Genomic DNA, 6,903 nt, shown 5'->3' with positions numbered 1-6,903 from the left:
GGTCTGTCGCCAACGTCGCCAGCCCACTCAGCAGCGACTGAACTTCGGGCAGGACTGCCAAGCGCCGAGCAATGCGACGGCGGCGAGGTTGAACAATGCCGCCTGCTCGCGACCACCGATCTGATGGGCTTCTCCAAGAGCCCGTTGCGCGATGATAGGTCAGCCAGTCAGGATTGCGATCGAGAGCAGCGTCAAGATAGGAAGTCGCACCCGAGCCAACGCGTCGCCGAGCACACAGATGGTCTGCGCCACAAGCGTTTTCGCGGCCGTGGCCACGGCGAGCATGTCACAAGTCACAAGCGCCACGGGCGGTCTGCCAGGGACCATGCCGGCGATCACTTGGAGATGTCCGAACCCATAGGCGCGACAATCGGCATCGCCTGCCGACCCGGGCGATCGGGGGAGTGGAGTCGGCTAACGCCCGCCACCGGGGTGTTCGTCGGACAATAGCGGCAACGACCGCCGCGCGTGCTCTTGTTCCCGCGCCCCGCGGCCGAATGTTCATAACAGGGCACCGACAGCACGACGACATCGCCACAGACCTCGGCCATTGCGGGGCTGGCGGCCCCGGCGCAAAGGCAAGTCGGTCAAAGAGATCAACACGTCCAGTCGCGATCTTGCGTGCACTGCCGCAGCCTGCCGAACGCCTCGTAAATGCCTGATTCGCCAGGACTTAGCGTGATCTCGTCTACATAAGGTGACGCGCCGGGTCCGTCAGATTAACGGTGTAAGCGGCATCTTCGGTTAGGTGGTTTCGCTGCCCGGCATGCGGTCGGCGAAGGTGATCGCGAAGGCGTTCAGGGCTGGTTTCCAGCGTATGGTCCATCGCTTCTGTCCGGTCCCGGTCGGGTCCAGCGACCGGGTGACCAAGTATAGGCACTTCAGCGCCGCCTGCTCGGTGGGAGAATGACCGCGGGCCCGCACGGCGCGGCGGTAGCGGGCGTTCAACGATTCAATAGCATTGGTCGAACAGATCACCTTCCTTATCTCGGTGTCGTAGTCCAGGAATGGAATGAACTCACTCCACGCGTTGCGCCACAATCGAATCGCCGCCGGGTAGCGGTTACCCCACTGGGCCTCGAATGCGTCCAGCGCTGCCGCTGCAGCCTCAGCGTTGACCGCGGTGTAGATCGGCCGCAACGCCTTGGCAATGGCGTCGCGGTGCTGGCGCCCGGCATAGCGGAACGTCCCACGGATCAAATGGATGACACACGTCTGGACCACAGTGTCGGGGAACACCGCGCCCACCGACTGCGGTAAGCCTTTGAGGCCATCGCAGACCAGGAAGAAGATGTCGGCCACCCCGCGGTTCTTCAGCTCGGTGAGTACCGCCAGCCAGTATTTGGCTGACTCGCCATCGCCCTCGCCGGCCCACATGCCCAGCACGTCACGATGCCCGGCCAGATCCACCCCGATCGCGGCGTAGATGGGCCTGGGGCCGACCTGGCCGTCGCGGATCTTGACGTGCAGGGCGTCGATGAACACCGCGGCGTACACGCGTTCCAGCGGGCGGGTGTGCCACACGGTCATCTCCTCGACCACGCGGTCGGTGATCCGACTGATCGTGTCCTTGGACACCGACGCGCCGTAGATGTCGGCGAAATGGGCGCTGATCTCGCCGGTGGTCAGCCCGCGGGCATACAGCGACAACACCACCTCGTCGACATCGGTCAGGCGACGTTGGCGCTTCTGGACGATCTGGGGTTCGAAGCTGCCGGCGCGGTCGCGCGGCACCTCGATCTCGATCTGCCCGCCCGCATCGGTCAGTACGGTCTTGGCCCGGGTTCCGTTGCGGGAGTTGCCCGAGCCATACCCAGCCGGATCGTGACGGTCATAGCCCAGGTGCTCGGACAGTTCCTCGTCCAGAGCGGTCTNNGAGCAACCCGCCCGGACCGGGCAGCGATACGCCGGCCTCGCGGGCCTGGCGTACCAACTCCCGGGCAACCTCGAGCTCGTCGACCTCACCGCTATCCGGGACATCAACCGCCGCCACGGCGGCCTCATCATCGGGATTCTGCGATGGCTCCACAGCCACGACAGTTTCGGTCATCACGCGACCTTTCCGGCCCCGACACACCGGGGCCGATCAGGCCGTTTACACCGTTACCGCGACAGTCCCGACGCGCCAGGCGCCCGGGCATTGCGCATCCGATGGAGGCGCCACGTGAGCTCGCGTCCAGATCGGTTGTGCAGCGTCATCATTAGTTGCGCGCCGTTTTGGTCGTGGTTCATTCGGAGATGTTGTCTTGACGGGCCGGTGTGACGTATCTAGCATTCTCTACAGCGGAGGATGCATCTGTTCAGCAGAATAGAGAGTGAGTGTTGATGGGCTGGTCGAGGAGTTCGATTTGATGAACGCGGTCGCGGTCGATCGGGATACCCGTGAGGCTGTCGAGGCGTTCATGTTCCGGGAGGCGGAGCTACTCGATGGGGGGCAGTTCCGGGAATGGTTGGGTCTGCTCGACCCCGACATCCGGTATGTGGTTCCGGTGCGCACCACCCGTGAGGATTCCGCGGGTTGGGTGGGCGCGATCGCGCATTGGAACGACGACTACACGGGTTTGGAGATGCGGGTCCTCCGGGGCGAGACGGATTTCTCGTGGGCGGAGTCACCTCGGTCGCGGACCCGGCACTTCGTGTCCAACATCCGCACGGTTGCCGGACCGGAGGCTGATGAGTTGACCGTGCGCTCGAATCTGTTGTTCTTCCGCAGCCGCGGAGATAGCGGCCGGTGGGAGTTGCTCTCGGCCGAACGCGTCGACGTGTTGCGCCGCACCGACGATTCGCTGCGGCTGGCTCGGCGCGAGGTGTTGCTCGACCACTCGACGTTGCCTATCGACAACCTGTCGGTAGTCCTGTAGGGCCAGCTCCGTTCACCACCTCCGCGTGGATATCGCCGATTCCAGAAAGGGTCCAACCATATGACCACCGAAACAAGCGAGACGGACTTGATCGAGATGTTGGTGAAGGCGTGACTGGCGTTATGGGTGACCTGGATGTGTCGGTCCAAGAATGCGACGTCTTGGTAGTGGGTGGGGGAATTGGCGGAGTGCGGGCAGCACTACGGGCCGCGGAGTTGGGGTCGTCGGTGATTCTGGTGGAGAAAGCGGTGGTGTCTCGGGCAGGGCCGATGACGTATGTCCACAGCCAATACGCCCCTGATCACCGGGTGCAGGGTGAGGAGATGACGGAGTGGGCGCGCGAGTTCGTGGTGGGCAGCAATTATTTGGCCGATCAGGATTGGGTGCAGCAGTACATAGCCGAGGCCTATGACAGGGTTAACGAGCAGATCGAGTGGGGTGTGCCCTATTCCACTCATGAGGATGGGTCGCTGAAGTATGTGACGGTCCGCGGCCACAACCTTGGCACGACGCTGGGTGTGGATGGTCGCGTGTGTATGGAGATCCTCAAGGAGAGGATGAAAGCGGCGGGGGTGCGACTGTTCGAGCGGGTCGATGTGATCGATCTGCTGACCACCGACGGGTGTCGGCCCACCGCTGGTGCGGTGTGTGGTGCGGTGGGGGTAAATGTTGTCACTGGCCAGTGTCATGTCTTCACGGCGGGCAGCGTCATCCTCAACACCGGCCCTTGGTACCCCAAGCTGCATTACGCGTTCGCCGACCATTGCAGCGGGGAAGGTCATGTGGCTGCGTGGCGAGTGGGTGCTGAGTTCGCCGGCATGGAATTCGGCCAGTTCGCTGCCTGGAGTTACTTCAATCGGTCATTCTTCACACCGGGTCAAGCCAAGATTCAGGGGATCGGTGGCAAGTTCTGCAACGCGGCGGGCGAGTACTTCATGGACCGCTATGACCCGATCTGGGGCGATAAGGGCGGGTTGTTCACCATCGCGCGCGCGATCATGACCGAGATGGTCGAGGGCCGAGGGCCGTGCTATCTCGACTTGCGTCACGTACCACAGGCGGATCTAGAGGTGCTGTATGAAGTGTCTCCGACGGTGCGGCGCGCCTTTACCGAGTTTGAGGTCGATCCCTCCACTGACCTGCTGGAGGTGACCCCGTTCATCGTGCTCGGCACGAGCAGCACCAGCGGTCCCACGATCGACCTGGACGGAGCCACCACAGTGCCCGGCCTGTACGCGGCCGGGTATGGCACGGCGTGTCCGCATTTGATGTCGGGAATTTCTGGCAGCGGGATCTCGAGCTTCTCCGCTGTTGCGGGGTACCGGGCGGGCACTGCGGCGGCGGCGCGCGGCGGTCACGCGGTAGCGCGCAGTGTGTGGGAGAACCAGGCGCAGGAGAGCTTCGCGGAGTATTTCGCGCCGATGCGTCGGCTGCGGCAGGTCCGGCCGGTTGATGTGTGGAAAGCCATCGGCGAGGCGACGGCCAATCCGGCATTCGCATTGTTCAAGTCGGAGGCACGGATCGATTCAGCGCTCGCTGAGCTGTACCGGATCCGGGATCGGGTACTGCGTTACGTTTTCGCGCCGGACTATCAAGAACTTAAGAAGGCGCATGAGGTGCGCGCATACCTGACGTTGGCGATCATCACCTGTGAGGCGATGAAGCGGCGCACCGAAAGTCGCGGGGAGCTGTTTCGTATCGACTACCCCTACGCCGACAACGATGAGTGGCTGAAGTGGCTGCTCGTGCGCCGGGGCAGCGGCGGTGAATTCGATCTGCAGTTCAGCGAACGCGACCTGCCGATCCAGTCGTGGCCGGTGCAGGCCCCGCCCGGCCGCCATCCAAGTCCATATACCGTGCCGCAAGGCTACCGTGAGGAGGCGGCGGTTCAGTGATCGAAAGCATCGACGAAACAACGTGCGACGGGTGCAACGTCTGCATCGACAGCTGCCCAACCGGGGTGATCCGGCTGGTGGAGGGCGACGAACCGTGGTCCACGACCAAGTGGCGAGCCAAGATCATCTACCCCAACGACTGTCATTCCTGTCGGTTGTGCGCAATCGATTGCCACGTGGACGCGATCGTTGTCAGCCACGCACTAGTGATCCCCGACCCCTTCCTCCCGGGCGTAGAGCCCCTCGACGGCAGCCGCGACGCTCCGCCCGACGAAAAGAAAACTTGATGTCCATCGGAGTAGCGCGAGCCGGGGCGTGTTCGGCTTCGGCGAGGTTCAGGCTGCGGGGTCAGGCGATGATGGCTGCCCGATGCGGACGGCGCCGGATTCGGCACTTACCCGGGTCGCCGGGCGATCCTTCGATGATCCAGACATGGCTCCTACAAATCCACCGTTCCCCGCAGGAAAGTTAGGACTTCGGCATGATCAGCGCAAACCTCATCATCGACGGACGTGAGGAAACGTCCGACCGGACGATCGACGTCGTCAGCCCGGCTGATATCCGGGTACTGCTCGGTTCGGTCCCAGACGCCGCACCCGGGCAGGTCGACGAAGCGGTCGCAGCTGCTGCAATGGCGTTCCCAGAATGGTCATCGCGGCCCCTGGAAGAACGCCAGGGAGCACTACTTGCCGCTGCAGGCACGATCCACGACATGATCGAGGAATATGCGCCGATCCTGAGCCGGGAGAACGGAAAGATCCTCGAAGAGTCGCACGTCGACCTCGAATTCGCGTCGGGCATTTGCGGCTACACCGCAGGCATTTCGGCTGAAATCCTTGCGGACCAACAGATTCGCGACACCGGGGGCACGACCCTCATCCGCCGCCGCCCAATCGGGCCGGTGGCCGCCATCACGCCGTGGAACTTCCCGGTGGTCCTGGCATTCATGAAGCTGGCGCCCGCGCTCGTCGCCGGCAACACAGTCGTCTTGAAGCCGGCGGCAAGCTCCCCGTTGGTTCTCGCCGAAGTCGTCCGAGCCCTCCAACAGCACTTCCCTCCGGGCGTGCTCAACATGGTCACCGGAGGCGACGCGGTCGGAGAAGCACTCGTCGCTCACCCGAGAATTCGCAAGATTGGTTTCACCGGCGGCATCGATACCGGGCGCAAAGTTATGGCCGCGGCCGCGCGCGACATCAAGAGGGTGACGCTCGAGCTGGGCGGAAACGACCCTGCGATCCTCCTCGACGACGTCGACCTCTCGCCCGAGACTATGCGGCAGATCGTAAAAGGCGCGTTCGGGACCACCGGCCAGGTGTGCTTCGGTCTCAAACGTATCTACGTGCCGACCCGCATCCACGACCGCTTCGTGGAAGCGTTCTCAGCCGCCGTGGATGAAATCGTCGTCGGGCCCGGCGACGACCCCCGAGTCACCATGGGGCCGCTGAACAACGCTCAGCAGAAGAACCTCGTCGAGAAGATCGTGGACGACGCGCGCTCGAGCGGCGCGACCGTCACCACCCTCGGGCAGCGGCTCGATTCGGCGGCCTGGGACCACGGCCACTTCATGATGCCCAGCGTGGTCACTGAGGCTGATCCCCGCCTCGCAATCGTCGAAGAGGAACAGTTCGGCCCGGTAGTGCCCGTGCTGAAATACGACGAACTCGACGACGTGATCCGGCTCGTGAATCAATCGCAATACGGGCTTGCCGCCTCGATCTGGACGTCAGATGAAGAGCGGGCGTTCCTGCTCGGCCGTCGGTTCGACACCGGCTCCGTCTTCATCAACAGCCACACCTTCACCTCCCTCGACCCCCGCGCACCCTTCGGCGGGGCGAAAGCGAGCGGCTTGGGACGCGAATTCTCTCCAGCCAGCCTGGATTCCTACACCGAATTACAAACAATCAGCCGTCGCATCGGGCCGCCAGGCCCTCCGCTGTCCTGAGTCCGGCGGGGAGCCTGACCAACACATAAGCGTCACGGTCGTAGATCAGCGACGACGACGCGGCGGTATCGATGCATACAGGTAACTTCGCCGACGGTGTGAAGGCGTGGCGGCGCGTGCTTCGGCAGGGATGCCCCCATTAATGATCCATTCCGGCCCAACGTTCGCGGCGATTCGACCCTCCTAACGTAGAGACCGCCAATAG

4 protein-coding genes and 1 pseudogene are annotated in these 6,903 nt (G+C 63.5%); 4 read left to right on the top strand and 1 reads right to left on the bottom strand.

Annotated elements, in window-relative coordinates; genetic code table 11:
* Nucleotides 1–744: 744 nt before the first annotated feature.
* A pseudogene (locus tag J3476_RS23940) lies at nucleotides 745–2,050 on the bottom strand (IS256 family transposase).
* Between the two features lie 301 nt (nucleotides 2,051–2,351).
* Between J3476_RS23940 and J3476_RS23935 the strand changes: the two are divergent.
* The 4 genes from J3476_RS23935 to J3476_RS23920 all read left to right on the top strand — a co-directional run bounded on the left by J3476_RS23935 (nucleotide 2,352) and on the right by J3476_RS23920 (nucleotide 6,698).
* Nucleotides 2,352–2,861 carry an aromatic-ring-hydroxylating dioxygenase subunit beta gene (locus tag J3476_RS23935; RefSeq protein ID WP_011559047.1) on the top strand — a complete coding sequence of 170 codons (510 nt, stop codon included), beginning with the start codon at nucleotides 2,352–2,354 and terminating at the stop codon, nucleotides 2,859–2,861.
* A gap of 122 nt (nucleotides 2,862–2,983) precedes the next feature.
* A complete protein-coding gene (locus J3476_RS23930; RefSeq protein ID WP_011559041.1) occupies nucleotides 2,984–4,756 on the top strand; it encodes an FAD-binding protein in 1,773 nt (590 codons plus the stop codon).
* Nucleotides 4,753–5,043, top strand: coding sequence for a ferredoxin family protein (locus tag J3476_RS23925; RefSeq protein ID WP_011767827.1), 291 nt, complete (start codon nucleotides 4,753–4,755; stop codon nucleotides 5,041–5,043). Before J3476_RS23930 ends, J3476_RS23925 begins: the two co-directional genes overlap by 4 nt.
* Before the next feature lie 194 nt (nucleotides 5,044–5,237).
* Nucleotides 5,238–6,698 (top strand): aldehyde dehydrogenase family protein, encoded by a 1,461-nt coding sequence (locus J3476_RS23920; RefSeq protein ID WP_207068816.1) that lies wholly within the window; start codon nucleotides 5,238–5,240, stop codon nucleotides 6,696–6,698.
* The last annotated feature ends 205 nt before the right edge of the window (nucleotides 6,699–6,903 follow it).

Origin of the sequence: Mycobacterium sp. PO1, assembly GCF_017312405.1 — a bacterium.
GTDB lineage: Bacteria > Actinomycetota > Actinomycetes > Mycobacteriales > Mycobacteriaceae > Mycobacterium.
Note: the sequence above shows the minus strand (reverse complement) of the source record. Positions and strands in the feature narration are given on the sequence as shown.

Excerpts from the sequence above, each read along its gene's own strand:
- J3476_RS23935 (WP_011559047.1), top strand. The coding sequence starts at position 2,352 with ATGAACGCGGTCGCGGTCGATCGGGATACCCGTGAGGCTGTCGAGGCG.
- J3476_RS23920 (WP_207068816.1), top strand. The coding sequence starts at position 5,238 with ATGATCAGCGCAAACCTCATCATCGACGGACGTGAGGAAACGTCCGAC.
- J3476_RS23930 (WP_011559041.1), top strand. The coding sequence starts at position 2,984 with ATGGGTGACCTGGATGTGTCGGTCCAAGAATGCGACGTCTTGGTAGTG.